The organism is Pseudomonas marginalis (assembly GCF_001645105.1).
Classification (GTDB): Bacteria; Pseudomonadota; Gammaproteobacteria; order Pseudomonadales; family Pseudomonadaceae; genus Aquipseudomonas; species Aquipseudomonas petroselini.
In genome coordinates, this window is record NZ_LKEG01000042.1 from 297,110 (window position 1) to 323,989 (window position 26,880).

Genomic DNA, 26,880 nt, shown 5'->3' on the forward strand with positions numbered 1-26,880 from the left:
GTTACTTGATCATCGGCAGGTTCAGGCCCTGTTCCTTGGCGCAGTCGATCGCGATCTGGTAGCCGGCATCGGCGTGACGCATCACCCCGGTGGCCGGGTCGTTGTGCAGTACGCGCGCGATCCGCTCAGCCGCTTCGTCGGTACCGTCGCAGACGATCACCATGCCGGAGTGCTGGGAGAAGCCCATGCCCACGCCGCCGCCGTGGTGCAGCGAGACCCAGGTCGCGCCGCTGGCGGTGTTGAGCAAGGCGTTGAGCAGCGGCCAGTCGGACACAGCGTCGGAGCCGTCCTGCATGGCTTCGGTTTCGCGGTTCGGGCTGGCGACCGAGCCGGAGTCCAGGTGGTCACGGCCGATCACGACCGGAGCCGACAGCTCGCCGCTGCGCACCATTTCGTTGAACGCCAGGCCGAGCTTGGCGCGCTGGCCCAGGCCAACCCAGCAGATACGCGCCGGCAGGCCCTGGAAGCTGATGCGTTCGCGGGCCATGTCCAGCCAGTTGTGCAGGTGGGCGTCGTCCGGGATCAGCTCTTTGACTTTGGCGTCGGTCTTGTAGATGTCTTGCGGGTCGCCGGACAGAGCCGCCCAACGGAACGGGCCGACGCCACGGCAGAACAGTGGACGGATGTAGGCCGGTACGAAGCCTGGGAAGTCGAATGCGTTTTCCACGCCTTCTTCCTGGGCCATCTGGCGGATGTTGTTGCCGTAGTCGAAGGTCGGGATGCCTTGTTTCTGGAACGCGAGCATGGCTTTGACGTGCACGGCCATCGATTGCTTGGCGGCCTTGATCACGGCGGCGGGCTCGGTCTTCGCGCGGGCGCGGTATTCGTCCCAGGTCCAGCCGGCCGGCAGGTAGCCGTTGAGTGGGTCGTGGGCGCTGGTCTGGTCGGTGACCATGTCCGGGCGTACGCCACGCTTGACCAGTTCCGGCAGGATTTCCGCCGCGTTACCCAGCAGGGCGATGGAGATAGCCTTGCCTTCCCGGGTGTATTTGGCGATACGCGCCAGCGCGTCGTCGAGGTCGGTGGCTTGTTCGTCGACGTAACGGCTGTTCAGGCGGAAATCGATGCTGACCTGCTGGCACTCGATGTTCAGCGAGCACGCACCGGCCAGGGTTGCAGCCAACGGCTGGGCACCGCCCATGCCGCCGAGACCGGCGGTGAGCACCCAACGGCCTTTGAGGTTTGAATCGTAGTGCTGGCGACCGGCTTCGACGAAGGTTTCATAGGTGCCCTGGACGATGCCTTGGCTGCCGATGTAGATCCAGCTGCCGGCGGTCATCTGGCCATACATGGCCAGGCCCTTGGCATCCAGTTCGTTGAAGTGTTCCCAGCTCGCCCAGTGCGGCACCAGGTTGGAGTTGGCGATCAGTACACGCGGGGCATTGCTGTGGGTCTTGAACACACCGACCGGTTTACCGGATTGCACCAGCAGGGTTTCGTCGTCGTTCAGGTGGGTGAGGCTCTCGACGATCTGGTCGTAGCACTCCCAGTTACGTGCCGCACGGCCGATACCGCCGTACACCACCAATTCTTTTGGGTTCTCGGCCACTTGCGGGTCGAGGTTGTTCATCAGCATGCGCAGCGGCGCTTCAGTCAGCCAGCTTTTGGCGGTGAGCTTGTTACCGTGGGCGGCACGGATTTCGACGTCACGGTATTTTGTAGGCTTGGTCACAGCTAGGACTCCTCGGCGATCGATGCGCATGCTTGGTGAGTGCGAAGACGACTCTTACGCACACATCTTTACTTGTACATACAAGCATATGCAATCGAGCGGCCAACTTTCTCGGCGAGGTGTTTGGATTTTTTTGGAAAATGCGTGCAAGCCTTGGAAATTAAGGCTTCAAGGCATGATGAAATTTCTTAAGAGGCAGGTTTACGGCGAGGGAGGTTTGTCACCAGAGCGAGGTTTTGCGCCACACTGGGGCATTCGGTAACAAATTGGTGCGAGGACTGGAAACAGATTATGTAAACAGCGCAAAAACAAATGTGGGAGGGGGCTTGCCCCCGATGGCGGTGGATCAGTCGGTGCATCTATGACTGAAACACTGCTATCGGGGGCAAGCCCCCTCCCACATTTTTTAACCGCGTTGGGTCAGTTCAATGATGCAGCAACGGCCCGTGACCGAGATATCCAGCAAGCCAGCGTTACCGTCCACTTGCAGGCAATCGTGATGGCCGAGTTTCTCGCCCAACACCTTCACTTCATCCGCCACGCTGAACACCAACACCGTCTGCGCCGTGCTGAAAAACCGCTGCACGCCATCCACCCACTGCAACCGCGCGTGGTAACGCTCTGGCGAATAGATCAGGTTGAAATCGCGGATCGGCCCCGTGATCAATCGGCAGGACACCTGGCTGTCACCCTTGAACGCAAAGGGTTGCAGCGGTAACAACCCGCGCTGCTCTTCACCATCAACGGTCAACACCATGCCGGCACCTTGGATCACGGTGATCACGCGCTGGTAGCCGGCGAAGCTGGAAAACCCGCCCGACTCACCAATATCGGCAATCGACAGGCGCCAGCCAAAACCCTCCAGGCCGGTGCCTGCATCACGGGTGATTTCTTCGGTACTGCCACCGCCGTTTTTCCACGGCATGCGCACGTAATCGACGGCGCGCCAGACGCTTATTGCACTCATTTACTGAAACGTCCTTCCAAGCTATGACGGGAACCGGGGTGGATCAAACGCGCGGCAGTCACCGGCTGACGGCCAGACCAGGTGCGCCTGCGAATCAACAGGCATGGCTCGGTAGGCTCGATCTGCAGCAACTTGCATTCGGCGGCGTCGGCGAGGATGGCTTCAACCACGTGCTCACCTTCGGTCAGCGGCGCCACTTGGTTCAAATAGGCATAGGGCGTCTGCTGGGTGAAATCCTGCTGCAGGTATTCCGGCGCGACCAGGGCGTTGACGAAGCGGTCTTCGATTTGCACGGGGATATCGTTTTCGAAGTGCACGATCAGCGAGTGGAACACCCGACCGCCTTCGCGCATTTCCAGGGCGACAGCGCGCTCGGAACCGGCGGCCTCTTCACCCAGGGTGATGACCTGGCACGTATGGCGATGACCGCGAGATTCGATCTCATCGGCAATGTTGTGCACTTCGAACAGCGCGGATTGGCTCTTGGGCTCGGCGACGAAAGTGCCCACTCCTTGCATGCGCACCAGCAGACCTTCGGCGGTGAGCTCGCGCAGGGCGCGGTTGATGGTCATGCGGCTGAAACCCAGCTGGCTGACCAGTTCACTCTCCGACGGCACGCGGTAATGGGGCGGCCAGTTGCCGTTGAGGATCTGCTGGCTGATCATCTGTTTGACACGGGCATACAAGGGCGCCGGACTTTCGTCCATGTGGGCAGCCAGTGGAGACTTGGCGGGCGGAGTCGGCACAGGGAATCCTTGCAGGGGGAAAAGATGCATAGATTGCCGGAGTTTACCGAGCAGGCAAACGTCTGTATATGTATATACAAATAAACACACGACCGGGGTGCCTTGATCATGTCCGCTTTCTTTGCCGAACGCGCGCTGCTGCCTAATGGATGGGCCAATGATGTACGTCTTGAAGTCAGCGCCGATGGGCTGCTGACACAGGTTGAGGCCAACGCCAGCGCAGAGGGTGCCGAACGGCTAAGAGGCCCGGTATTGGCGGGCATGCCAAACCTGCACTCCCATGCATTCCAACGTGCCATGGCCGGTTTGGCCGAAGTCGCCGGCAACCCGAATGACAGTTTCTGGACCTGGCGCGACCTGATGTACCGCATGGTGGGCAAGATCAGCCCGGATCAATTGCAGGTGATCGCGCGCCAGCTGTACATCGAGATGCTCAAGGCCGGCTACACGTCCGTGGCCGAGTTTCACTATGTGCACCATGACGTCAGCGGCCAGCCGTATGCCGACCGCACGGAACTGTCGCGCCAGATCAGCCAGGCAGCGGCCAGCAGCGGGATCGGCTTGACGCTGGTGCCGGTGCTCTATACCCATTCCGGTTTTGGCGGCCAGGCGCCCAATGAGGGTCAGCGCCGGTTTATCAACAGCACTGAACACTACCTGGACCTGCAAGCACGCCTGCGGCCGGTTCTCGCGGCGCAACCGGCGCAGCAATTGGGCCTGTGCTTCCACTCGTTGCGCGCGGTCACGCCACAGCAAATCAGTGACGTGCTGGCCGCCAGCGACAAGGCGTGCCCGGTGCATATCCACATCGCCGAACAACAGAAAGAAGTCGACGACTGCCTGGCCTGGAGCGGCAAGCGCCCGCTGCAATGGCTCTATGACAATGTCGACATCGATGAACGCTGGTGCCTAGTGCACGCCACGCATGCCGACGCAGACGAAGTGACACGGATGGCCAAGAGCCGCGCCATTGCCGGCTTGTGCCTGACCACCGAGGCCAACCTGGGTGACGGGATTTTCCCGGCGGTGGACTACCTCGCCCAGGGCGGACGCATAGGCATCGGTTCCGACAGCCATGTATCACTGAGCGTGGTGGAAGAACTGCGTTGGCTGGAATATGGGCAGCGCTTGCGTGATCAACGGCGCAATCGCTTGTATCGCAGCGATCAACCGATGGTCGGCCGCACGCTGTTTGATGCCGCCCTGGACGGTGGCGCCCAAGCATTGGGACAACCGATTGGTCAGTTGGCAGTGGGTAAGCGTGCGGATTGGATTGTGCTGGACGGTAACGACCCTTACCTGGCGACAGCGACAGAGGACGGGATTCTCAATCGCTGGCTGTTCGCAGGCGGTGATCGGCAAGTGCGTGATGTGCTGGTCAACGGCAAGTGGGTGGTGCGGGACGGGCATCATGCCGGCGAGGAAGAAAGCGGCCGTGCGTTCACGCAGGTCTTGAGGGATTTGCTGGGCTAACCGGCAACCCATAACCCATGTGGGAGGGGGCTTGCTCCCGATGGCGGTGTATCAGTTTCAGACGTGCTGACTGACACATTGCAATCGGGAGCAAGCCCCCTCCCACATTGGATTGGCGCTGGTCCAGGGTTACTGCGAGGTCTTCGCCATCTGCTTGTCCGACGTGCGCCAGATCAGCCGTGTGGTGTCATACCCCTGCTGCCGCGCCCTGCTCAGCAGGTCTTCGCGGGTGTCCGCATTGACCGTCGGCGTGCGCGACAAGATCCACATGTAACGCCGGCTCGGGCTGCCGACAATCGCGGTCTTGTAGTCATCGCTGACGTACAGCACCCAGTAATCGCCCTTGGCAACGCCGGGCAACAGGGCGGTAAACCAGTTATTGAATTCCACCCAGAGCTTGTCGGTCTTGCCCGGCACTTGCGGCGTGGCCGTGCCCTTGGCTTCTTCCCACTTCCATTCGGTCGTCAGGCAGCGGTTGAACACCGACATATCACCATCCGGCAGCAGCGTGTAGCGCGCCTCGGACTGTGCGCAGTTGCGTTGGAAGTACATCGGCAATCGCGCCAACTCATACCAGGTGCCCTGGTAACGCTTGAGGTTGACGTTGTTCGCGGTCTTGGGTTGCAGATCATCGCCAGAATGGCTGGCGCAGCCCGCCAAAAACAGGCTGGCGCAAAGGAACAAAACAAAACGGATCATTCTTCTTCTCCCGCAGGCTTTCGCCCCGGTTTACTTCAGGCCTTGCCCGGAAAACATCAGAACCTTGTCACCGGCATATTGAACGCTGATAAAGCTGTTTTTATCGCCCCAGGTGCAACTGGACATGCCCAGTGCGCCGGAACAATCAGTCGGCTTGCCCAGCAACGACTCGACCTCTGTCTTGGCCATGCCAGCCGACAATTTTTGATAATTTTCTTGGTTGACCTTGCTGCAAGCGGCCAACAGCACGCAAAAAGCCAGCAGGGAGAGACGGCGTAACGACATGGAAAAACTCCTGGAGGGACTGGGCAGCATGGGGGTCTGCCAGAAGCTTAGAAGGGAAAAGAGGTTTCTGGTTCCCGATGAGCAAAAACAAAAAAGCCCCGAAAACGCTGAAACGTTTCGGGGCTTCTTCAAGGGTGAACCGGCTCACAACAACGCCGATCACTTATCGCGAAGACTTACTTCTTGTGGTAGGCCGTCACGCGCTCAACTTCTTCCTTGGAACCCAAGAACACCGCCACACGCTGGTGCAGGCCTTCGGGCTGGATGTCGAGGATACGCTGGTGGCCATCGGTGGACGCGCCGCCGGCTTGCTCGACCAGGAAGGACATTGGGTTGGCTTCGTACATCAGGCGCAGTTTGCCTGGCTTGGACGGCTCGCGGCTGTCACGTGGGTACATGAACAAGCCACCACGCGTCAGGATACGGTGCACGTCAGCCACCATCGCGGCGACCCAACGCATGTTGAAGTTCTTCTTCAACGGGCCTTCTTCGCCCGCCATCAACTCGCCCACGTAACGCGTGACCGGCTCTTCCCAGTGGCGCTGGTTGGACATGTTGATCGCAAATTCCTGGGTGGATGCAGGAATGGTGATGTCTTCGTGGGTCAGTACGAAGCTGCCCATTTCGCGGTCCAGGGTGAAGCCTTTGACGCCGTCGCCCAGGGTCAGCACCAGCATGGTCTGCGGGCCGTAGATGGCGTAACCGGCAGCGACCTGCTCGGTGCCTGGCTGCAGGAAGGCCTTTTCGTTCAGGGCTTCGTTCTGGCTCAGGTATTCGTTCGGGCAACGCAGTACCGAGAAGATGGTGCCAACTGGTGCGTTGATGTCGATGTTGGACGAGCCGTCCAGTGGGTCGAACACCAGCAGGTACGCGCCTTTCGGGTATTTGCCCGGGATCTGGTAGGCATTGTCCATTTCTTCGGACGCCATGCCGGCCAGGTGACCGCCCCATTCGTTGGCTTCGAGCAGGATCTCGTTGGAGATGACGTCGAGCTTCTTCTGCACTTCGCCTTGCACGTTTTCAGTGCCCATGCTGCCCAGGACACCACCCAGTGCGCCTTTGGACACGGCGTGGCTGATTTCCTTGCAGGCACGCGCCACCACTTCGATAAGGAAGCGCAGATCGGCAGGCGTGTTGTTGCTGCGGGTCTGCTCAATCAAATAGCGACTCAAGGTAACGCGGGACATGGAAGGCTCCGGAGAATGGGGGGCTAAAAACCCGCGCAGTTTAGCGCGAGTCGGGGCGTATTTCCTCCTATCAGAGGATTTAAACCCAATAGAGTTCATGGACTTTATTTAACGTGCCACCGGCGGCTTACGCAGCAAACTGTAGGCCATGGCGCCCAGTGCCGCCACGCCGAGCAGCAGCACGGCCCAGAGGCCGAGCTTTTTCCAGCCCGTCCCGGCCTCGACAGCAGCGGCGGTGGGAGGTGACGTGACCACCACTTCCCCGACGACCTTGGCCTGCCCCACTGTCTTGAGACGCTCGGCGTTGTAGTCCGGGATCAGGGTGGAAAGCGGAAGGTTCGCCGCCTTGGCCGACGCGCTCCCCAGCGCCAGCGTAAACGGCGGCTCACCCCGAGCCAGGAACACCAACTGCGTGGCGCGCACCGCAAATCGCAGCGCTGGGGCTTCAACGCCCAGGCCACCGCCGCGTTCATCCACCTGCAATTTCAGCTCGGCAACCGGTTGGCCCGGCAGCTGCAGTTCATCCTGCACCACGTCTTTGCCATTCTGGGTCAGGCGATACAGCAAACCGTTGCTCAGCGGCTGCCACGCCTGTTTGCTGTCCCTGCGCCCCGCCAACGTCACGGGCGCCAACGTGTTGGGTTGCTTCAACTCGATGCGCAGCCGCTCGATACTCAGCCCCATGGGCAACTGCCAACTGTATTCACCGGCCTTGAGCCGCGTGCCTGCCAACGGCTGCGACCAGACCCATGGCAGCGGCAAGCTGCTACTGGTCGCGCTCACCAGCTTGGCCGAGGTCAGCAACGGTGCCGCCTGGCCTTGCCAGACCAGCCGCAAGTAACGCGCCGGTTGCCCAGGCAGGCTCACGTCATGCTGCTCGACCCGTTCGTCGGCGAACGACAAGCGTGCCACCTGCCCATCGCCCCAGGCGTCCCAGTGCTGCAAGTCATCACTGGCTTCAATGCTGAAACGCTGGAAGCCCTCCTGCTCGCGGCTCCAGTCCAGGCTCAGTTGCTGCAGCGGCGCCTTGATTGCACTGGCGTCCAGCACCCAGCCACGCAACACTTGCTTGCCGGGTTTCGTCGCGGTGGACGGCTTGATTTCAACCAGGGTGCCTGCGGTAGTGGCCTTCATCACCACGTCGGGCAAGGCTTGCTGGGTGTCGGCGGCGTACAGCGGAAACCACTTAACGTCGGTGACGTTGCGGCTTTCGGTGCGCTGCGAGGACTGACGCGATAACGCATAGGCTTGCGGCTCGCCGGCAGCGTTGAATACCCGCACATCGCTGAGATCAGCCTGGCGCGCATTCAATTGCACGGCCAGCGGCAGTTCCAGGCGATACCAGGGCCCGCTGCCGCTGATGCTCAGTGGCACCTGGGTGGTGAAGTCGGCGGGCGTTTCCTGCGCCCACACTGACAAGGCCGTACACAAGCCGACTACGACCACGCTCAACTTACCGATCAAGAGGATGCTCCTTCAGTTTCCAACGCAGGTTCGGCACGCTTGGGCGGCAGCGGTGCAAAGTAACCCACCACCAGCAACAACCCACCCACACCGATAAACGACACGATCCGCGCCAGGCCGCCGCGGTTGCTGAGTTCGACAAAGAACAGCTTGGCCACCACCACCGCAATCAGCGCCGCGCCGATCAACCACACTTCACGACGATGGCGCAGGTGACCGCCGATCATCAGGCCGAGGGCGATCAAGGTCCAGACGATCGACAGGCCCGCCTGTACCAGCATGGATTCAAGCAACGCGTCCAAGTGAAACGGCACGCCGCCCCAATGATGGGCGGTGCGCATCACCAGCGCGGTAAAGAAAGCAAACAGCGAGACGCCCGCGACACCCTGGGCGATCAGCTCGGCGCGCGGCCCGCGCTGTGGCGCCACACTGCGGGACCACAGGTACACACCCAGCAGCGCGAACAACAGGCCCAGGTCCAGCGGGTTGATCAGCGGCACATAGGGCAGCGGCTTGGCCGTGCCGTCGCTGAAGCTGTTCGCCAGCCAGAACCAGCCGAGCATCAGCACCGCCAATGGCAAGGCCGCCAACACTCGATATTCCTTTGGATACGCCGCCACCGGCCATGGCCAATTGCGCGGCGCAGCAGCCAGCACGAGATACAGGCTTGGCAGAATCGCCCACCCCAGCCAGCGCCAGGCGTTGTATTCGGCCGACAGCCTCAGCAGACCGTAGCGCAACTCCAGCGCCAACATACCGATCAGCATCCAGCAGCCCAGCACGTGCGCCACGCTCAGCGCCTTGGCGGGAGCGATAGCCGCCAAACGCCGCAGCGAGATGAAATGCACAGCAAACACCGCCGGCCATGCCAGCCAGCCGTACTGCGCCGCCGGGTGGTAATAGGTATGCGCGCACACCAGCAACACCACGCCCACCGCCGGCATCAGCAGCGTGCACAGTGTGCCCAGCGACGCCCAGTTCAGACGCGACGCCAGCAGCATCCAGATCGCCACGCTGATCGCCGCGCCGCCCAGCAGGAACGCGCCCTGCAATTCCTGTGGAATAAAGCGCAACACTTCGCTGACCAGCGCCAACGTCCACCACGCCGCGCCCCACACCAACAGCAGGTCGGACAGGCGTTGCAGTTTCAACACGGCAAACACCGCCGCATGCGGTTCACGCTGCAAGCGCCAGGCGCCGACCAGTGCGGCCAGGCCCAGCACCATCGGCGTCCAGAAACTGCTGTGGGCCAGCGGGCGCAAACCCTCTTGGGTCAATGGCCCGAGCAATTCGGGTACCGCCAGCAGGAAAGACCCGCCGCCGATCAGTTGCAGCAGCAAGCCGAACACAAAGCTGACGCGTTGTTGCAGGTAAAGGCTCAGCCAGATAATCAACAAACCGCTGGCCGCCCACACGCCGCTGGCGCTTTCCCATGGCAGCACGAACAACACGGCAAGATTGATCAGTACAAGACCCGCCAGCAGCACCACCGACAACCCGCGCAGCAGTCGGACATCGCCGCGCACCCTGTCATCGCGTGCCGCCAGCAGCATGCCGCCGATCAAGGCCAGGCCGATCAGTGAAGCGGTCAACAAACCACTCCAGCCCGCATTGAACACAGCCGCCCCGTCGCCACCTTGCAATCGCAGCAGGAACAACGCGCCGCCCAACAATTGCACGGCAAACGCGGTGAACAAGAAGGTACGCGAGCCGATGCGCAGGCCGACGAACAGCGTCACCAGCCCAGCGATGGCCCAACTGATGGCGGTGCCTTTGGTCTGCAACAGCAAGGGGGCGAGCAGGTACAAAAAGCTCAAGCCAAGGCTCGCCAGCACGGGCAGACCTTTGCGCTCCCAATCCGCCGCCTGCTCGGGCGAAGCCTTACGCAGCTGATCAAAGCTGAACAACAGCGCCGCGCCCAACAGCAACGCCCCCAGCGGAGCGCCGTCGAGCAACGCCTGTTCACCGACGCGCAGTTCACTGAGGAACGCCAGCGCCGAGCCCACTTGCAGCAACACGCCAAAGGCCCGCGCCAATGGCCGCTGCTGGCGCAAGCCGAGCCAGAAGATGCCGGCACCTTCCACCGCCCAGGCCGCCGCCGTCCAACGTGCGTCGAGGCCCAGGGGGATCGCCAGGCTGGCAAAGATTACGCCCAAGGCCAGGCAAGTTTCCGCCAGCAGCAAGGCACTCCCGCCGCTGAGCAGTCGGGCCAGGCCCATGTAGAGAATGCCCAGGCCCAAGGCGCTGAACGCTGCGGCAAATTCCAGGTGCTGCACCAGGGCGAACTGCAGGCCGAAGCCCACGAGCGGCGGGCCGAACAGCATGCTGCCGTCGACATAATCACCTTTGGCCGCCGACCAGCGCAGCAGCGCGCCACGGCTGTCATCCTCAGGCGCGTCGCGCAGCTCGAGCAATTTGCGCCGGGCGAACAACAGGCCGATGGCCAGGTACATCAGGAAAAACAGGATCAGGAACGGCTCGGTACTCCACAGCAGTTCGGGTGTGTAGGAACGCATGCCCCAGGCGAAGCCAATACCAAAGGTGCCGACAAAACCGATGAGGTTGAGCAGCCGCCAAGCCTTGAACCAGGCGATGGCAAGAATGCCGGCGTTGAGCAGGGCGAAGTAACTGAACAATGCGACATGGTTACCGGCGCCGGTCGACGTGAGGATCGGTGCGGCAAAACCGCCGAGCGCCGCTGCGCACGCAAGCCCGAGTGCATTCTGGGTAATCGCCAGGATCGCCGAAAACACCGTGACCGCCACCAGCAGCCCAAGCGCCGCGCTCGGATCAATCAGCGGGTGCAAACGCATCGCGGCGAACACCGTGAGGTACAGCACGGCGATACCGGTGCCTTGCAGCATCAAACCGTAATGGCTGTTACGCAGGCGCAGCCACCACCCCAGGCCCAGCAGGCCCAATGCAGCGGCGGCGACGCCGGCGTAGCGCACCTCGATCGGCACTACCATGCCCTCGGTGGCATAGCGCAGCAGGAAGGCCAGGCCGAGGAACAACAGCACCACGCCGACCCGCAACACGGTATTGCCGCCAAACAGCCAGTTGCGCGCGCCACTGATGGCACGTTCGATCAGGTTGGGGCCACGGGAAATGGCGGGCTCTTGCAGGCGCGGGGTCGGGGCGGGCGTCCAGACATCGTCCGGCAGCGGCTGGCTCGGCTCGGCGACCACCGCGACGGCCGTCAGCTCGGCAGGCAGCTCCCAAACCAGCTCGGGCGTCTTAGCGACAGGTGTTGGTTGCGCAATAGAGGGTTCAACAAACGCAGTGCTCGCAGGCGTGGGCGTGGGCACTTCCAGTTGCCGCAGGCGCTCACCCAGGGCTATCAGGGATTTCTGCGTGGTTTCCAACTGACGCGCCTGCTGGTCCGCCTGAGCCGACAGCTTCGCCAGGCGAATCGCCTGGCCAATGCCCAACCCCAGCAGCGCACCAATGCCCGCATCACTGAACGACTCATCGAGCGTCCAGCCGAGCACCAGGCCAATCAGCATGAAAATCCATTGCATGGTCGATATTCCCTAGGCAAACCGGCGCTCAGTATATCGACGCGGGCTCAATGTGGGAGGGGGCTTGCCCCCGATAGCGGTGCACCAGTCGACATATCTGCAAACTGACACTCTGCTATCGGGGGCAAGCCCCCTCCCACACCTTGGGATCAGCCGTGTTTAGTCGAGCGCTTTCCAGATCTCAGTAGCGTACTCGCGGATCGTCCGGTCCGAAGAGAACCAGCCCATACGCGCGGTATTGAGTACCGCCGAACGCCACCACGCCTTGGAGTCATGCCAATGCGCTTCGACCCGCGCCTGGGCATCCCAATAGGAATCGAAGTCGGCACACACCAGGAAGCGGTCGTAGTCGATCAACCCGTCGATCAAGCCCACATAGCGGCCCGGGTCATCCGGCGAGAACACCCCGCCGCGGATCGCTTGCAGCACATCGTTGAGACGATGGGACGCGGCGATGTCCGGCCCGGCGTTGAATTCACCGGCATGCTTGCGGGCTTCCACCTGCTGCGCACTGAGGCCGAAGATAAACATGTGATCGGCGCCCACGCGCTCGTGCATTTCCACGTTGGCGCCGTCCATGGTGCCAATGGTCAGCGCGCCGTTGAGGCCGAACTTCATGTTACTGGTGCCCGAGGCTTCAAAGCCGGCAGTGGAAATCTGCTCCGACAAATCCGCCGCTGGGATGATGCTTTCCGCCAGGCTGACGTTGTAGTTAGGCAGGAACACCACCTTCAGCAACCCGCGCACCGTCGGGTCGTTATTGACGGTGCGGGCGATGTCGTTGGTCAGCTTGATGATCAACTTGGCCTGGTGATAACTCGCCGCTGCCTTGCCCGCGAAGATCTTCACGCGCGGCACCCAATCGGTGCCAGGTTCGGCACGAATGGCCTGGTACAGCGCCACGGTGTGCAGCAGGTTCAGCAGTTGGCGTTTGTATTCATGGATACGCTTGACCTGCACATCGAACATCGCCGCCGGGTTGATCGCAATCCCCAGGCGCTCGTGAATGATCTCGGCCAGCGCGCGCTTGCTGTGCAAGCGTTGGTCGGCGAAGGCTTTGCGGAAAGTCTGCTTCTCGGCGAAGGTTTCCAATTCGCCCAGCCGGGTTTCCATGTTGTCGAGAATGTCCGGGCCCAATGCCTCCACCAGCATCTGGGTGAGCTTCGGGTTGGCCTGGTACAGCCAGCGGCGGAAGGTGATGCCGTTGGTTTTGTTGTTGATACGGTCCGGGTACAGCTTGTGCAACTCGGAAAACACCGTGCTGCGCATCAGTTGGGTGTGCAGGCCGGACACGCCATTGACGCTGTGGGAACCGAGGAATGCCAGGTTGCCCATGCGCACGCGACGGCCGTTGTCTTCTTCGATCAGCGACACCGCGCGCAGCACATCAAAGTCGTGGATGCCTTTGGCGCGCAGCGAGTCGATATGCTGGGCGTTGATCAGGTAGATGATCTGCATGTGCCGGGGCAGCATGCGTTCCATCAGGCCGACCGGCCAGGTTTCCAGCGCTTCAGGCAGCAGGGTGTGGTTGGTGTACGACAAGGTTTCGACGGTCACGTCCCAGGCGGCTTCCCATGGAATGTCGTGCAGGTCGACCAATTGGCGCATCAACTCAGCCACGGCGATCGACGGGTGGGTGTCGTTGAGTTGGATCGCGGCGTGCTCGCCCAGGCTCAGCACTGAGCCGTGCATGTTTTTGTGGCGGCGCAGCAGGTCCTGCAGGGACGCGGAGACGAAGAAATATTCTTGGCGCAGGCGCAGCTCCTGCCCCGCTTCGGTGCTGTCGGCCGGGTAAAGCACTCGGGAGATGCTTTCAGCGCGAGCCACTTCGGCGACGGCGCCCAAGTGGTCACCGGCGTTGAAGCGCTCCAGGTGCAAGTCTTCCACCGCCCGGGCACGCCACAGGCGCAGGGTGTTGACGCTGGCGCCACGCCAGCCGACGACGGGCGTGTCGTAGGCAACGGCGCGTACAGTTTCGCTCGGCGACCACACTTGGATTTGCTTGCCGGCGGCATCCGGCAGCGTTTCGACGCTGCCGCCGAAGCCGATCGGGTAAATCACTTCGGCCCGTTCAAACTCCCACGGGTTGCCGAAATCCAGCCAACGTTCGGTCTGCTCCTGTTGCCAGCCATCGACAATCGCCTGGCGGAACAGGCCGTGTTCATAACGGATGCCATAACCGTGGCCGGCAATGCCAAGGGTCGACATGCTCTCCATAAAGCACGCCGCCAAGCGGCCCAGGCCACCGTTGCCGAGCGCCGCGTCGGGCTCCAGCAGGCGGATGCGCTCCAGGTCGACGCCCAGCTCGGACAGTGCTTCGCGCGCGATTTCCAGCACGCCAAGGTTGCTCAGGCTGTCGTAGAGCAAACGACCGATAAGGAATTCCAGCGAGAGGTAATACACCCGCTTCTGGCCTTTGCGGTAAATCCGCCGGGTATGGTCCATCCAGTGGTCGACCATCTGGTCGCGTGCGGCCAGGGCAATGGCTTCGAACCAGTCATGGTCGAAGGCGTGATCCGGGTCCTTGCCCACCGCGTAGGTGAGTTTGGTCAAGACGGCATCGCGAAATGCGGCTACCTCTGCTTCTCGTGCAAGTGGTTCCTGAGACATCAATTGCGACCTCGGGCGAGATAGAAGGAGTTGCTAGAGCCTAGACGGTCTGACAGACGGTAGACGCTCTGGTTCGGCAGTTTTTTAACTCATTCACCTTTACGCGAATTAGATGCAGGGGTCGTGCCCGTTCAGCCCGCCGGCACACCTTTGAGCTGAAAACCGCAAAATATTGTTCAAAAAATCACCAATCCCGGTATGATCGCGCGCCCGGATACAGCCCCACCTTTGGAACCCTGATGAAGCCTCAATTGATCGCCGCCGCGGAACTCGACCGTCTTGAAACGTGGCAGAAATATTCCGCGCATATGTGCGGTGGTTGCGTGTCCAGCTGCTGCACGCTGCCGGTCGAAGTGAAGATCAAGGACCTGATCCGCATCGGCATCGTCGATGAATTCGAGCGCGGCGACCCGCCGAAGAACATCGCCAAGCGGTTGCAGAAGGAAGGCATCGTCGAGCGTTTCAATTCCAAATCCGAGATCTTTACCCTGCAGCGCATGAGCAACAACGACTGCCTGTACCTGGATCGTAAGACGCGCTTCTGCACTATTTATGACAAGCGCCCGGATACCTGCCGCAACCACCCGAAAATCGGGCCGCGCCCGGGGTACTGTGCGTATAAGCCGAAGGAAGTAGTGCGCGAGACCAAGTTCAAGACCCTCGACAAATTCTGATGCCCTGTAGTGAGCGGGCTTGCCCCGCGCTGGGGGGCGAAGCCGCCCCAACCCAGGCACAGCGTTTCTCCAGTTAGAACGAGGTATCAAGTTTTGGGGCGGCTTCGCCACCCAGCGCGGGGCAAGCCCGCTCACTACAAGAGCGTGCTCTGCACACAAACTGCAGGCACAAAAAAACGCCCCCGGCCTTTCGACCGGGGGCGTTTTTCATTCAGCCTGAGTTAACTCAGTTCTTGGCTTTCTTGGCAGCGCGGGTACGCTCGCCTTCGTCCAGGATCTTCTTACGCAGGCGGATCGACTTAGGCGTGACTTCGCACAGCTCGTCGTCCTGGATGAATTCCAGGGCCTGTTCCAGGGTGAAGCGAACAGGTGGAACCAGAGCGATGGTTTCGTCTTTACCCGAAGCACGCATGTTGTCAAGCTTCTTGCCTTTGGTTGGGTTGACGCCCATGTCGTTGTCACGGCTGTTCAGACCAACGATCTGGCCGTTGTAGATCTCTTGACCGTGTTCAACGAACAGCTTGCCACGCGCCTGGAGGGTTTCCAGGGAGTAGGTCAGCGCCTTGCCGGTTTCTACCGATACCAGAACACCGTTCTGACGGCCGGACATGTCGCCGGACTTCATGGTGTCGTAGCGATCGAAGATCGAGGTCAGGATGCCAGCACCGTTGGTCAGGGTCAGGAACTGGTTACGGAAACCGATCAGACCGCGAGCAGGGATGTTGTATTCCAGACGTACACGGCCTTTGCCATCCGGCACCATGTTGGTCAGGTCGCCCTTACGCAGGCCCATCTCTTCCATGACCTTGCCCTGGGATTCTTCAGGGGTGTCGATGGTGACGTTTTCGAACGGTTCCTGCTTCACGCCGTCAACAGTACGGATGATCACTTCTGGACGACCAACGCCCATTTCGAAGCCTTCGCGACGCATGGTTTCGATCAGTACCGAGAGGTGCAGCTCACCACGGCCGGAAACCTTGAACTTGTCAGCCGAGTCGCCTTCTTCAACGCGCAGAGCAACGTTGTACAGCAGCTCTTTGTCCAGACGTTCCTTGATGTTACGGGACGTCACGAACTTGCCTTCTTTACCGCAGAAAGGCGAGTCGTTTACCTGGAAGGTCATGGAAACGGTTGGCTCGTCAACGGTCAGAGGCTTCATCGCCTCGACAGTGTCCGGCTGGCACAGGGTGTCGGAGATGAACAGCGAGTCCATACCGCTCACGCACACGATGTCGCCGGCGAACGCTTCTTCAACGTCGATACGGTGCAGACCGTGGTGACCCATCAGCTTCAGGATACGACCGTTACGCTTCTTGCCGTCGGCGCCGATAGCAACAACCGGGGTGTTCGGCTTGACGCTACCACGCGCGATACGGCCAACGCCGATAACACCCAGGAAGCTGTTGTAGTCCAGTGCCGAGATTTGCATCTGGAACGGACCTTCACGGTCAACCTTCGGTGGTGGAACGTGGTCAACGATCGCCTGGTACAGCGGGGTCATGTCTTCCGCCATGGCGGTGTGTTCCAGACCGGCAATACCGTTCAGGGCCGAGGCGTAGATCACCTGGAAATCCAGCTGTTCTTCGGTAGCACCCAGGTTGTCGAACAGGTCGAAGATCTGGTCCAGAACCCAGTCCGGGCGCGCGCCTGGACGGTCAACCTTGTTGATGCACACGATCGGACGCAGGCCGGCTTCGAAAGCCTTCTTGGTCACGAAACGGGTTTGCGGCATAGGGCCGTCTTGAGCGTCAACCAGCAGCAGAACGGAGTCAACCATCGACATTACGCGTTCTACTTCGCCGCCGAAGTCGGCGTGGCCCGGGGTATCCACGATGTTGATGTGGTAGCCGTTCCAGTTGATCGCGGTGTTTTTAGCCAGGATGGTAATACCGCGCTCTTTTTCCTGGTCGTTGGAGTCCATCACGCGCTCGTCGTTGAGCTCGTTGCGCTCCAGGGTGCCGGATTGACGCAGGAGTTTGTCTACCAGGGTGGTTTTACCATGGTCAACGTGAGCAATGATGGCGATGTTACGTAGATTTTCGATCACTTGTGTATCTCGATCAGAGGATTCGGTGTGCTGACAGGTCGTGGCAGCGATTAACAGTAGAGTCAGGCCTTGCCGTTACAGCTTGACGGCAGAGTCGGGGGGCCGGTGACGCAGGCCACAGGCAAACAGCCCCGGGCTCTTAGCTCGGTCGATAAACGCGCACATTGGCATACCCCTCACTGAGCAAATGGTGGGCATGCAGGCGACTCATCACGCCTTTGTCGCAATACAGCAGGTACTGACGGCTGTTATCCAGTTCCTTGAAACGCGCGTTCAATGCATAAAACGGCAGCGTTTGTACGTCGATGCCGGCGATTTCCAGCGGCTCATCTTCGGCGGCATCCGGGTGACGGATGTCGACGACGATCTGGCCGGCCAGGGCTTCGCTGACTTCTTCGATCTGCACATCCTGGCCCAGTTCGTCGATAACGCGATCGATCGGGACCAGCTTGGCGTTCTCGAGCGCACGCTCCAGAATCGCCATATCAAACTGTTGTTCTTCGTACTCCACGCGGTTGCGCTTGGCGTGGGTCTTGGGGTTCACCGAAATGACCCCGCAATATTCAGGCATATGCTTGGCAAAGTCAGCGGTGCCGATTTCTTCTGCCAGGTCGATGATGTCCTGCTTGTGGCTGGCGATCAGCGGGCGCAACACCAGCTTTTCGGTGACGCAGTCGATCAGCGACAGGTTCGGCAGCGTCTGGCTGGAGACCTGAGAGATCGCTTCACCGGTCACCAGCGCATCAATCTGCAACTGGTCGGCAATCCGGGACGCAGCGCGCAACATCATACGCTTCAAAACTACGCCCATATGACTGTTATCGACTTTGCCGAGAATTTCGCCCAGCACTTCCTCGAAGGGCACGCTTACAAATAGCACGCGCTGGGAGCTGCCGTACTTCTTCCAGATAAAGTGCGCGACTTCCATCACGCCCAATTCGTGTGCACGCCCGCCCAGGTTAAAGAAGCAGAAGTGGCTCATCAGGCCGCGGCGCATGATCTGGTAGGCCGCCACCGTGGAATCGAAACCGCCGGACATAAGGACCAGGGTCTGTTCCAGGGCGCCCAGCGGGTAGCCGCCGATGCTGTCGTGCTGGCTGTGGATCACAAACAACCGTTGGTCGCGAATTTCCATGCGCACTTCAATTTGCGGCGCTTTCAGGGAAATTCCGGCCGCGCCGCACTCGCGACGCAGCTTGCTGCCGACGTATTTCTCGACGTCCATGGAGCTGAAGGTGTGCTTGCCGGCACGCTTGCAGCGCACCGAAAAAATCTTGCCTTCAAGCGACTGGCCGTAGTGCTGCTTGCACTTCTCGGTGATGTCGTCGAAGTCGCCCAGCGGGTACTCATCCACCTGCAGGAAATGCGCGATGCCCGGCATGCAGCTCAGGCGCTCGGTCATGTCCTTCAAGGCTTTGGGCTCGGTGATACGGGTTTCCAGCTCGAGATTGTCCCACACGCCGTTCACCACCACAGCCGGGTCCAGATCGCGGAGCACGGCACGGATGTTCTTGGCCAACTGACGGATGAAACGCGTCCGTACCGGTCGGCTTTTGATGGTGATCTCGGGGAAGACTTTAACGATTAATTTCATGGAAACAGCGCGCGCCGGGCCTGCTGAAAAAGGGGGGCGCGGATTATAGCGGAAATCGCTCAAGGTTTAACCAGTTAATATGCACAGTAAGCGCTACGCACTAAATAGGTGCATTTGCGCGCTTTTGCGCCACATTGAGGTGCGCGTTTTTTGCGCTTTTGTCGCAATGCACCGTTATAGGGGCGTTTTTGGAGCAAAAAACCCATGTTGGCGCACTGGCATGCAATTTGCTCTCTTGTGAGGCAGGTTGCCATGGCGGACTATCCGCGCCGGCATCACCCACATTCTAAGGGCTAACTCCACTACCCCAGCCCGAAGCCACCCGGAGGACACTATGTCGAAGTCGGTTCAACTCATCAAAGATCATGACGTTAAATGGATTGATCTGCGCTTCACGGACACCAAAGGCACTCAGCACCACGTGACCATGCCGGCTCGCGATGCGCTGGATGATGCTTTCTTCGAAGAAGGCAAAATGTTCGACGGTTCCTCCATCGCCGGCTGGAAAGGCATCGAAGCCTCCGACATGATCCTGATGCCGGACGACAGCACTGCCGTACTTGACCCGTTCACCGAAGAGCCAACCCTGATCCTCGTCTGCGACGTGATCGAGCCTTCGACCATGCAAGGCTACGACCGCGACCCACGTGCGATCGCCAAGCGTGCCGAGGAATACCTGAAGTCCACCGGTATCGGTGACACCGTATTCGTGGGCCCAGAGCCAGAATTCTTCATCTTCGACCAGGTTAAGTTCAAGTCCGACATCTCCGGTTCCATGTTCAAGATCTACTCCGAACAAGGCTCCTGGATGTCCGACCAAGACGTGGAAGGCGGCAACCATGGCCACCGTCCAGGTATCAAAGGGGGCTACTTCCCAGTTCCGCCGTTCGACCACGACCACGAAATCCGTACCTCCATGTGCAACGCCATGGAAGACATGGGCCTGGTCATCGAAGTGCACCACCACGAAGTGGCCACTGCCGGTCAGAACGAAATCGGTGTGAAGTTCAACACCCTGGTTGCCAAGGCTGACGAAGTACAGACCCTGAAGTACTGCGTACACAACACCGCCGTTGCTTACGGCCGTACCGCTACCTTCATGCCTAAGCCTCTGTACGGCGATAACGGTTCGGGTATGCACGTTCACCTGTCCATCGCCAAAGATGGCAAGAACACCTTCGCTGGCGAAGGTTATGCCGGCCTGTCCGACACTGCCCTGTACTTCATCGGCGGTATCATCAAGCACGGTAAGGCCCTGAACGGCTTCACCAACCCGTCGACCAACTCCTACAAGCGTCTGGTCCCAGGTTTCGAAGCACCGGTAATGCTGGCCTACTCGGCACGTAACCGTTCCGCGTCGATCCGTATTCCTTACGTGTCCAGCCCTCGTGCTCGCCGTATCGAAGCCCGCTTCCCGGATCCAGCAGCCAACCCATACCTGGCCTTCGCTGCCCTGGTCATGGCCGGCCTGGACGGTATCCAGAACAAGATCCACCCTGGCGACGCCGCCGACAAAAACTTGTATGACCTGCCGCCTGAAGAGGCCAAAGAGATCCCACAAGTGTGTGGCAGCCTGAAAGAAGCCCTGGAAGAGCTGGACAAGGGCCGTGCGTTCCTGACCAAAGGCGGCGTGTTCAGCGACGACTTCATCGACGCTTACATCGGCCTGAAAAGCGAAGAAGAAATCAAGGTGCGTACCTTCGTACACCCACTGGAATACGAGCTGTACTACAGCTGCTGATCCGGTAGCGCCGCTTCTTAGAGCGGCGTGACAAAAAAGACCTCCTCCGGGAGGTCTTTTTTTTGCCTGGGGATTATCAGATGGCCGCTTGGCGGTCGAGCATCCGGCTGACCATCAACGTGCCCAATGCACTCAGCTGGTGTATGGCCAGCGCTGCATCGCGGTGTTTGCCATCCAGATCCTCAGAGAGATCCAGCAACAAGGTGCTGACCGAGGAGAAGGTCTCGAAGCTGTTGATCATCAGGGCTTCGTCGTCGATATCGTCGGCGATTGTGAAGACTGATGGGGGTGGATTTGGGGTTGGCTTGAACATGTCTTAACTTCCTCGAATGAGGCCGCCATCGACTCGCTACTAAACGATAGGGGTGGCAGCTATGCGCAGGTTAGTAGACCGGGGAAGTTAAGCAAAAACCGGCGCATCCGAAGATGCCCTGCACACAGCCGCCATAAGATCGGCGCGGTACGAGCTTAACTTAACCCTCAGGCTACTAAACCTGATCGCTGATGAGCAGCGACCGAGCAACCTTAGAGACGACAAGCCAGCCGTACAAGCCGGCGGATTCTGGCGCACCTGTAGGCAACCACGCAAGTTAAGGTAGCCTCTGACTGACGCCGCTCAAAACCTGCCAACCCAATCTAAATGTGGGAGGGGGCTTGCTCCCGATGGCGGTGGTTCAGTCAAATAGAGGTCAACTGATACCCCCCACCGGGAGCAAGCCCCCTCCCACAGGAGATCACCCTTGAAGTTTCGATTTGTGTTCGCTCTGTTGTTCGTCAGTGCCACTGCGAGTGCCGCGCCACCCACGCTCGAACCGCTGCTCAACAGCATCGCCGAACGTTTGGAGATTGCCGATCAGGTCGCACTGAGCAAATGGGACAGCAAAAAGCCTGTAGAAGATAAAAAGCGCGAACAAGAGGTGATCGCCAGCGTCGCCGCCCAGGCACCGAGCTACAAGCTGCCACCTGGCGCTGCCGAGCAGTTCTTCTCGGCGCAGATCGAAGCCAACAAACTGGTGCAGTACACCCACCTCTCCGACTGGAAATTCCAGGGCAAGGCACCTGACGATTTACGCCCCGACTTGGTGAAACAGATCCGCCCGCAATTGGACGAGCTGCAGAAACGCCTGCTGCAGCAATTGGCCGACTTCACCCCGCAGCGTACCGACCCGCAGTGCCCGCAATGGTTGGCCGAGGCCGTGCATGAGCCGCTGAACGATCCGTTGCGTCAGCTGGCGATGATCCGCGCCACGGCCGAACTGTGCACTGGACCTACTTGATTTGAGGACCCGTCCTGCATCTTCACCGAGGCCGGTAGCCATAGCCTGACTGTTCATTTATCGAACAGGATGGAACCATGATCACCCTCAAGTGCTTGATTGCAGCAGCGGTGGGTTTGTCGTTGCTTGGCTGCGGCACCCACCCAAAGAACGCCGTACACATCGAAAAAGAGGTGTTGCTTGAACGCAGCGCGTCATGGGATGGCACACCTTACAAAGCCTACCCCTCAGGTCCGCCGCAACTGACGCTCATACGCCTCAAGATCCCTGCGCACACACAATTGCCCTGGCACACTCACCCAATGCCGAATGCCGCCTACATCGTTTCGGGAGAGCTGACCTTTGAAACCCGTAAGGGCGGACTGACGCGCACCTTGAGGCAAGGGCAAACCCTGGCCGAGATGGTAGGCATTGAACATCGTGGCATTACCGGCAACACCCCGGTCGAGCTGCTGGTCTTTTACGCGGGCCGTCCGGGCATGCCACTTTCCGAACAACACTGATCCATCCCCCACTCCGGATCGTTTTCACCGCGCCCTGAAAACGATCCACTCGCCACTTCCTGAACAACCTTCATAAAACCGCACTATATTGGTGCGATAGGCTGCACCCTTCCCACCTGGCCAGCCCATTTTGGTTCGAAACTTCCCGAGCAAGCTGGCAGAACGCCACAGTTTCGCGCCTAAACCCCCCATTTCAGGGCTTGCACGCTTCTTTTCGGAGCCTTGGTTTGGTTTTTGCATTTTCCTTGTATCAGCGTGTGCCTCAAGCCCGCGCCTTGCTCCAAAAGAGGTCCCAATGACCATCAGCGATGCACTGCACCGTTTGCTACTCGACAACCTGACCACCGCGACCATCCTGCTCAATGACGACTTGCGCCTTGAGTACATGAACCCGGCGGCAGAGATGCTCCTGGCCATCAGCGGCCAGCGCAGCCATGGGCAGTTCATCAGCGAATTGTTCACCGAGTCGGCCGAAGCCCTGAGTTCATTGCGCCAGGCAGTGGAGCAAGCACACCCGTTCACCAAGCGCGAAGCCATGCTCACTGCGCTTACCGGCCAGACGCTGACGGTCGACTACGCCGTGACCCCCATCCTGAGCAACGGTGCGACCTTGCTGCTGCTGGAAGTGCACCCCCGCGACCGCCTGCTGCGCATCACCAAGGAAGAAGCGCAACTGTCCAAGCAGGAAACCAGCAAGATGCTGGTGCGCGGCCTGGCGCACGAAATCAAGAACCCCCTGGGCGGCATTCGTGGTGCGGCACAACTGCTGGCCCGCGAGCTGCCAGAGGAACACCTCAAGGACTACACCAACGTCATCATCGAAGAGGCCGACCGCCTGCGTAACCTGGTAGACCGCATGCTCGGCTCCAACAAGCTGCCATCGCTGGCGATGACCAACGTGCACGAAGTGCTCGAACGCGTGTGTCACCTGGTGGAAGCCGAAAGCCAGGGCTGCATCACCTTGGTGCGCGACTACGACCCGAGCATTCCCGACGTATTGATCGACCGCGAACAGATGATCCAGGCGGTGCTCAATATCGTGCGTAACGCCATGCAGGCCATCAGCAGCCAGAACGAACTGCGCCTGGGCCGTATCAGCCTGCGCACCCGTGCCCTGCGCCAGTTCACCATCGGCCATGTGCGCCATCGCCTGGTGACCAAAGTCGAGATCATCGACAACGGCCCAGGCATTCCTGCGGAACTCCAGGAAACCATCTTCTTTCCCATGGTCAGCGGCCGCCCGGACGGTACCGGGCTGGGCCTGGCCATTACCCAGAACATCATCAGCCAGCACCAGGGTCTGATCGAATGTGAGAGCCATCCTGGCCACACCACCTTCTCGATCTTTTTGCCTCTGGAACAAGGAGCCCCATCGACATGAGCCGTAGTGAAACCGTCTGGATCGTCGATGACGACCGTTCTATCCGCTGGGTCCTCGAGAAAGCCTTGCAACAGGAAGGCATGACCACCCAGAGCTTCGACAGCGCGGACGGGGTGATGAGCCGCCTGGCTCGCCAGCAGCCCGACGTGATCATCTCCGACATCCGCATGCCCGGCGCCAGTGGCCTGGACCTGCTCGCGCGGATTCGCGAGCAGCACCCACGCTTGCCGGTGATCATCATGACCGCGCACTCGGACCTGGACAGCGCTGTCGCGTCCTATCAGGGCGGCGCCTTTGAATACCTGCCCAAGCCGTTCGACGTGGACGAGGCGGTGGCGCTGGTCAAGCGCGCCAACCAGCACGCCCAGGAGCAGCAGAACCAAGAAGCTCCGCCAGCCCTGACACGCACCCCGGAGATCATCGGCGAAGCGCCGGCGATGCAGGAAGTGTTTCGCGCCATCGGGCGCTTGAGCCACTCCAACATCACCGTGCTGATCAACGGCGAATCGGGTACCGGTAAAGAGCTGGTGGCCCACGCCCTGCACCGTCACAGCCCACGGGCGGCCTCGCCGTTTATCGCACTGAACATGGCGGCGATCCCGAAGGACTTGATGGAGTCCGAGCTGTTCGGCCATGAAAAAGGGGCGTTTACCGGCGCGGCCAACCTGCGTCGCGGTCGCTTTGAACAGGCCGACGGCGGCACCCTGTTCCTCGATGAGATCGGCGACATGCCGGCCGATACCCAGACCCGCCTGTTGCGCGTGCTGGCGGATGGCGAGTTCTATCGGGTGGGCGGGCACACGCCGGTCAAAGTTGATGTGCGCATCATCGCGGCCACTCACCAGAACCTGGAAACCCTGGTGCATGCGGGCAAATTCCGCGAGGACTTGTTCCACCGCCTCAACGTCATCCGCATCCATATTCCGCGCATGTCGGACCGTCGCGAAGACATCCCGACCCTCGCCCGCCACTTCCTCAGCCGCGCCGCCCAGGAGCTGGCCGTCGAGCCGAAGCTGCTGAAAAGCGAGACCGAGGAATACCTCAAAAACCTGCCGTGGCCGGGCAACGTGCGCCAGTTGGAGAACACCTGTCGCTGGATCACCGTGATGGCGTCCGGGCGCGAAGTACACATCAGCGACCTGCCGCCTGAGCTGTTGAGCCTGCCGCAGGACTCTGCCCCCGTCACCAACTGGGAACAGGCGCTGCGCCAATGGGCCGATCAGGCCCTGGCACGCGGCCAGTCGAACCTGCTGGACAGCGCCGTGCCTGCGTTTGAGAGGATCATGATCGAAACCGCCCTGAAGCACACCGCCGGGCGCCGTCGCGACGCCGCCGTGCTACTGGGCTGGGGCCGTAATACCCTGACGCGCAAGATCAAGGAGTTGGGGATGAAGGTTGATGGTGGGGATGATGACGAGGGTGATGAGGGCTGAATCCCAACCTCCAATCTTCTGAGAATCCAATGTGGGAGGGGGCTTGCTCCCGATGGCGGTGGATCAGTCACATGGATGTCGACTGACACTCCGCCATCGGGAGCAAGCCCCCTCCCACATTTGGATCACCTACACATTTGGATCTTCACAAGGTTCAAGACTGTGCACCGCTTCAATGCACCATGAACCGGCATCGGGCATGGATCCGACACCTGAAACCTATGCCTCATTGAAAAAAGACTGAACACCAAAAACACTAAAGCCCCGTATTCCGGGGCTTTGCGCTTTCTGGAGAATTTTTTTGGCACAATCTGACAACTCTGGCACGCGCCCTGCAATAACCCTCGTACTACCCAGTTTCGGGGACCTTGGTACAGGCAGGCCGAGAATCCCCTCTTTAACACCGAAGCTTTCAAGGCTTCACCCCGTTTTGGGAGCCCTGGTACAGGCAGGCCGGGAACTCCCTTCTTTACACCCGGGGCTTATGTGGCGCAGCGCCCATAGCCCCAGCCCGTTTTGGGGACCTTGGTACAGGCAGGCCGGGGATTCCCTCTTTTATTGCTCTTGGAGATGGATCTCCAGCCGCCAGCGGCCATCGGCTTTCTCGCCTTTCCACTCCCCTCGCAACGGCCGGGCCGCCACCAGGTTCAGCAGCAGGCCCGCATCGGTCTTGCGCACGCGCCAGTTCACGTCCTTTTCATTGAACTTGAGTTGCCCACTGGCCGCCTTGCCCTGTGCGTCGAATAGCAGCGCCACCGTGCCATCGATAAGCTCGCCGTGCAGCTTGGGTTCGCTGTTGAACCACACCACCACGCCGTCCGCCACAGTCTCGACCTGCTGCAGCTCGACCGGGTCCGGCGTGGTCAGCCGGCCAATCATCAGGCCCACCATCAGGCCGACAATCGCCAACGAACCCATGACCCGCGGCATTAGCTTCGGCCTTGGGTCCTCTTCGGGGGTAGAATGCAGCGCATCTTTGCCTTCGGAGCCGTGCATGTTTCACGTCATCCTTTTTCAACCAGAAATTCCGCCGAATACCGGCAACGTTATCAGGCTGTGCGCCAACAGTGGCTGCCACCTGCATTTGATCGAGCCCCTGGGCTTTGACATGGACGACAAGCGCCTGCGCCGCGCCGGGCTGGACTACCACGAGTACGCCACCCTCAAGCGCCACGCCGACCTGGCCAGCTGCCTGGAAAGCCTGGGGCATCCGCGGCTGTTCGCGTTCACCACCAAGGGTTCACGGCCGTTCCATGATGCCAGCTTTGCCGAGGGCGATGCTTTCCTGTTCGGTCCGGAAAGCCGGGGCCTGCCGGCCGAGGTACTCGATGCCCTGCCCGACGGCCATCGCCTGCGCCTGCCGATGCGCGAGGGTTGCCGCAGCTTGAACCTGTCCAACACCGTGGCCGTCGCCGTCTATGAAGGTTGGCGTCAACTCGGCTTCAAATAACACCGTAAAACAAGTGTGGGAGGGGGCTTGCCCCCGATGACGGAGTGCCAGTCGACATCTATGTGACTGACACACCGCTATCGGGGGCAAGCTGAACTGGTCAAGTAATCTTGGACACTGATTACGGTTCACGCCGCCAACCTTTCCTTCACGACC

The 26,880-nt window shown here is 60.4% G+C and carries 21 protein-coding genes; 8 read left to right on the forward strand and 13 right to left on the reverse strand.

What is annotated here, in order from left to right:
- Position 1: 1 nt before the first annotated feature.
- From hutU to hutC, 3 genes are all read right to left on the reverse strand, one after another.
- A complete protein-coding gene (hutU, locus tag AO064_RS17080) occupies positions 2–1,672 on the reverse strand; it encodes a urocanate hydratase (protein WP_167355329.1) in 1,671 nt (556 codons plus the stop codon).
- A gap of 406 nt (positions 1,673–2,078) precedes the next feature.
- On the reverse strand, positions 2,079–2,639 hold the full coding sequence (locus tag AO064_RS17085) for a HutD/Ves family protein (protein WP_064054080.1): 561 nt from the start codon (positions 2,637–2,639) through the stop codon (positions 2,079–2,081).
- Positions 2,636–3,346: a histidine utilization repressor gene (gene hutC / locus AO064_RS17090; protein WP_244159528.1), complete on the reverse strand. Its 711-nt coding sequence runs from the start codon at positions 3,344–3,346 to the stop codon at positions 2,636–2,638. Before hutC ends, AO064_RS17085 begins: the two co-directional genes overlap by 4 nt.
- A 147-nt stretch (positions 3,347–3,493) precedes the next feature.
- Here hutC and AO064_RS17095 point away from each other — a divergent pair, with 147 nt between their 5' ends.
- The gene (locus AO064_RS17095) at positions 3,494–4,858 is read left to right on the forward strand and encodes a formimidoylglutamate deiminase (RefSeq protein ID WP_064054082.1); all 1,365 of its coding nucleotides are present in this window, start codon (positions 3,494–3,496) and stop codon (positions 4,856–4,858) included.
- 129 nt (positions 4,859–4,987) lie between these two features.
- Here AO064_RS17095 and AO064_RS17100 read toward each other — a convergent pair whose 3' ends face one another.
- The 6 genes from AO064_RS17100 to AO064_RS17125 form a co-directional block, all read right to left on the reverse strand.
- Positions 4,988–5,557 (reverse strand): lipocalin family protein, encoded by a 570-nt coding sequence (locus AO064_RS17100; RefSeq protein WP_012721769.1) that lies wholly within the window; start codon positions 5,555–5,557, stop codon positions 4,988–4,990.
- Positions 5,558–5,587: 30 nt separating this feature from the next.
- Positions 5,588–5,842, reverse strand: coding sequence for a hypothetical protein (locus AO064_RS17105; RefSeq protein WP_012721768.1), 255 nt, complete (start codon positions 5,840–5,842; stop codon positions 5,588–5,590).
- Positions 5,843–6,018: 176 nt separating this feature from the next.
- Entirely contained in the window at positions 6,019–7,029 is a 1,011-nt protein-coding gene (locus AO064_RS17110) for a class 1 fructose-bisphosphatase (RefSeq protein WP_003237460.1), read from the reverse strand.
- 108 nt (positions 7,030–7,137) lie between these two features.
- Positions 7,138–8,490 carry a DUF3999 domain-containing protein gene (locus AO064_RS17115; protein ID WP_064054092.1) on the reverse strand — a complete coding sequence of 451 codons (1,353 nt, stop codon included), beginning with the start codon at positions 8,488–8,490 and terminating at the stop codon, positions 7,138–7,140.
- On the reverse strand, positions 8,490–12,014 hold the full coding sequence (locus AO064_RS17120; protein ID WP_064054083.1) for a DUF2339 domain-containing protein: 3,525 nt from the start codon (positions 12,012–12,014) through the stop codon (positions 8,490–8,492). The genes AO064_RS17115 and AO064_RS17120 overlap by 1 nt, the downstream gene beginning before the upstream one ends.
- A gap of 159 nt (positions 12,015–12,173) precedes the next feature.
- On the reverse strand, positions 12,174–14,624 hold the full coding sequence (locus AO064_RS17125; protein WP_064054084.1) for a glycogen/starch/alpha-glucan phosphorylase: 2,451 nt from the start codon (positions 14,622–14,624) through the stop codon (positions 12,174–12,176).
- A gap of 239 nt (positions 14,625–14,863) precedes the next feature.
- Between AO064_RS17125 and AO064_RS17130 the strand changes: the two genes are divergently transcribed.
- The gene (locus AO064_RS17130) at positions 14,864–15,298 is read left to right on the forward strand and encodes a YkgJ family cysteine cluster protein (RefSeq protein WP_017529542.1); all 435 of its coding nucleotides are present in this window, start codon (positions 14,864–14,866) and stop codon (positions 15,296–15,298) included.
- Positions 15,299–15,524: 226 nt separating this feature from the next.
- On the opposite strand, the gene typA is transcribed toward AO064_RS17130, so the two are convergent.
- On the reverse strand, positions 15,525–17,345 hold the full coding sequence (gene typA, locus AO064_RS17135) for a translational GTPase TypA (RefSeq protein ID WP_053140412.1): 1,821 nt from the start codon (positions 17,343–17,345) through the stop codon (positions 15,525–15,527).
- Between the two features lie 139 nt (positions 17,346–17,484).
- Positions 17,485–18,939, reverse strand: coding sequence for a tRNA uracil 4-sulfurtransferase ThiI (thiI, locus tag AO064_RS17140; protein WP_012721763.1), 1,455 nt, complete (start codon positions 18,937–18,939; stop codon positions 17,485–17,487).
- Between the two features lie 334 nt (positions 18,940–19,273).
- On the opposite strand from thiI, the gene glnA reads away from it, so the two are divergent.
- On the forward strand, positions 19,274–20,680 hold the full coding sequence (gene glnA, locus AO064_RS17145) for a type I glutamate--ammonia ligase (protein WP_064054085.1): 1,407 nt from the start codon (positions 19,274–19,276) through the stop codon (positions 20,678–20,680).
- Positions 20,681–20,756: 76 nt separating this feature from the next.
- Here glnA and AO064_RS17150 read toward each other — a convergent pair whose 3' ends face one another.
- A complete protein-coding gene (locus AO064_RS17150) occupies positions 20,757–20,993 on the reverse strand; it encodes a DUF6124 family protein (RefSeq protein WP_046034640.1) in 237 nt (78 codons plus the stop codon).
- Positions 20,994–21,420: 427 nt separating this feature from the next.
- Between AO064_RS17150 and AO064_RS17155 the strand changes: the two genes are divergently transcribed.
- The 4 genes from AO064_RS17155 (at position 21,421) to ntrC (ending at position 25,274) form a co-directional block, all read left to right on the forward strand.
- A complete protein-coding gene (locus tag AO064_RS17155) occupies positions 21,421–21,957 on the forward strand; it encodes a chorismate mutase (protein WP_064054086.1) in 537 nt (178 codons plus the stop codon).
- Positions 21,958–22,034: 77 nt separating this feature from the next.
- Positions 22,035–22,460 (forward strand): cupin domain-containing protein, encoded by a 426-nt coding sequence (locus AO064_RS17160; RefSeq protein ID WP_064054087.1) that lies wholly within the window; start codon positions 22,035–22,037, stop codon positions 22,458–22,460.
- A 295-nt stretch (positions 22,461–22,755) separates the two neighbouring features.
- Positions 22,756–23,841, forward strand: coding sequence for a nitrogen regulation protein NR(II) (gene glnL / locus AO064_RS17165; RefSeq protein WP_046034638.1), 1,086 nt, complete (start codon positions 22,756–22,758; stop codon positions 23,839–23,841).
- The gene (gene ntrC / locus AO064_RS17170) at positions 23,838–25,274 is read left to right on the forward strand and encodes a nitrogen regulation protein NR(I) (RefSeq protein WP_003218003.1); all 1,437 of its coding nucleotides are present in this window, start codon (positions 23,838–23,840) and stop codon (positions 25,272–25,274) included. Before glnL ends, ntrC begins: the two co-directional genes overlap by 4 nt.
- A gap of 555 nt (positions 25,275–25,829) precedes the next feature.
- Here ntrC and AO064_RS17175 read toward each other — a convergent pair.
- Positions 25,830–26,270 (reverse strand): hypothetical protein, encoded by a 441-nt coding sequence (locus AO064_RS17175; protein ID WP_012721757.1) that lies wholly within the window; start codon positions 26,268–26,270, stop codon positions 25,830–25,832.
- Between AO064_RS17175 and AO064_RS17180 the strand changes: the two genes are divergently transcribed.
- The gene (locus tag AO064_RS17180) at positions 26,269–26,724 is read left to right on the forward strand and encodes a tRNA (cytidine(34)-2'-O)-methyltransferase (protein ID WP_003171120.1); all 456 of its coding nucleotides are present in this window, start codon (positions 26,269–26,271) and stop codon (positions 26,722–26,724) included. The genes AO064_RS17175 and AO064_RS17180 overlap by 2 nt on opposite strands.
- Positions 26,725–26,880 lie beyond the last annotated feature (156 nt).

Bases quoted from the DNA above. Each gene is read 5' to 3' on its own strand.
- AO064_RS17095 (WP_064054082.1), top strand. From the start codon at position 3,494: ATGTCCGCTTTCTTTGCCGAACGCGCGCTGCTGCCTAATGGATGGGCC.
- AO064_RS17120 (WP_064054083.1), bottom strand. From the start codon at position 12,014: ATGCAATGGATTTTCATGCTGATTGGCCTGGTGCTCGGCTGGACGCTC.
- glnL (WP_046034638.1), top strand. From the start codon at position 22,756: ATGACCATCAGCGATGCACTGCACCGTTTGCTACTCGACAACCTGACC.
- AO064_RS17150 (WP_046034640.1), bottom strand. From the start codon at position 20,993: ATGTTCAAGCCAACCCCAAATCCACCCCCATCAGTCTTCACAATCGCC.
- AO064_RS17125 (WP_064054084.1), bottom strand. From the start codon at position 14,624: ATGTCTCAGGAACCACTTGCACGAGAAGCAGAGGTAGCCGCATTTCGC.
- glnA (WP_064054085.1), top strand. From the start codon at position 19,274: ATGTCGAAGTCGGTTCAACTCATCAAAGATCATGACGTTAAATGGATT.
- AO064_RS17110 (WP_003237460.1), bottom strand. From the start codon at position 7,029: ATGTCCCGCGTTACCTTGAGTCGCTATTTGATTGAGCAGACCCGCAGC.
- thiI (WP_012721763.1), bottom strand. From the start codon at position 18,939: ATGAAATTAATCGTTAAAGTCTTCCCCGAGATCACCATCAAAAGCCGA.
- AO064_RS17105 (WP_012721768.1), bottom strand. From the start codon at position 5,842: ATGTCGTTACGCCGTCTCTCCCTGCTGGCTTTTTGCGTGCTGTTGGCC.
- ntrC (WP_003218003.1), top strand. From the start codon at position 23,838: ATGAGCCGTAGTGAAACCGTCTGGATCGTCGATGACGACCGTTCTATC.
- AO064_RS17085 (WP_064054080.1), bottom strand. From the start codon at position 2,639: ATGAGTGCAATAAGCGTCTGGCGCGCCGTCGATTACGTGCGCATGCCG.
- AO064_RS17180 (WP_003171120.1), top strand. From the start codon at position 26,269: ATGTTTCACGTCATCCTTTTTCAACCAGAAATTCCGCCGAATACCGGC.
- hutC (WP_244159528.1), bottom strand. From the start codon at position 3,346: ATGGACGAAAGTCCGGCGCCCTTGTATGCCCGTGTCAAACAGATGATC.
- AO064_RS17160 (WP_064054087.1), top strand. From the start codon at position 22,035: ATGATCACCCTCAAGTGCTTGATTGCAGCAGCGGTGGGTTTGTCGTTG.
- AO064_RS17130 (WP_017529542.1), top strand. From the start codon at position 14,864: ATGAAGCCTCAATTGATCGCCGCCGCGGAACTCGACCGTCTTGAAACG.
- AO064_RS17175 (WP_012721757.1), bottom strand. From the start codon at position 26,270: ATGCACGGCTCCGAAGGCAAAGATGCGCTGCATTCTACCCCCGAAGAG.
- AO064_RS17100 (WP_012721769.1), bottom strand. From the start codon at position 5,557: ATGATCCGTTTTGTTTTGTTCCTTTGCGCCAGCCTGTTTTTGGCGGGC.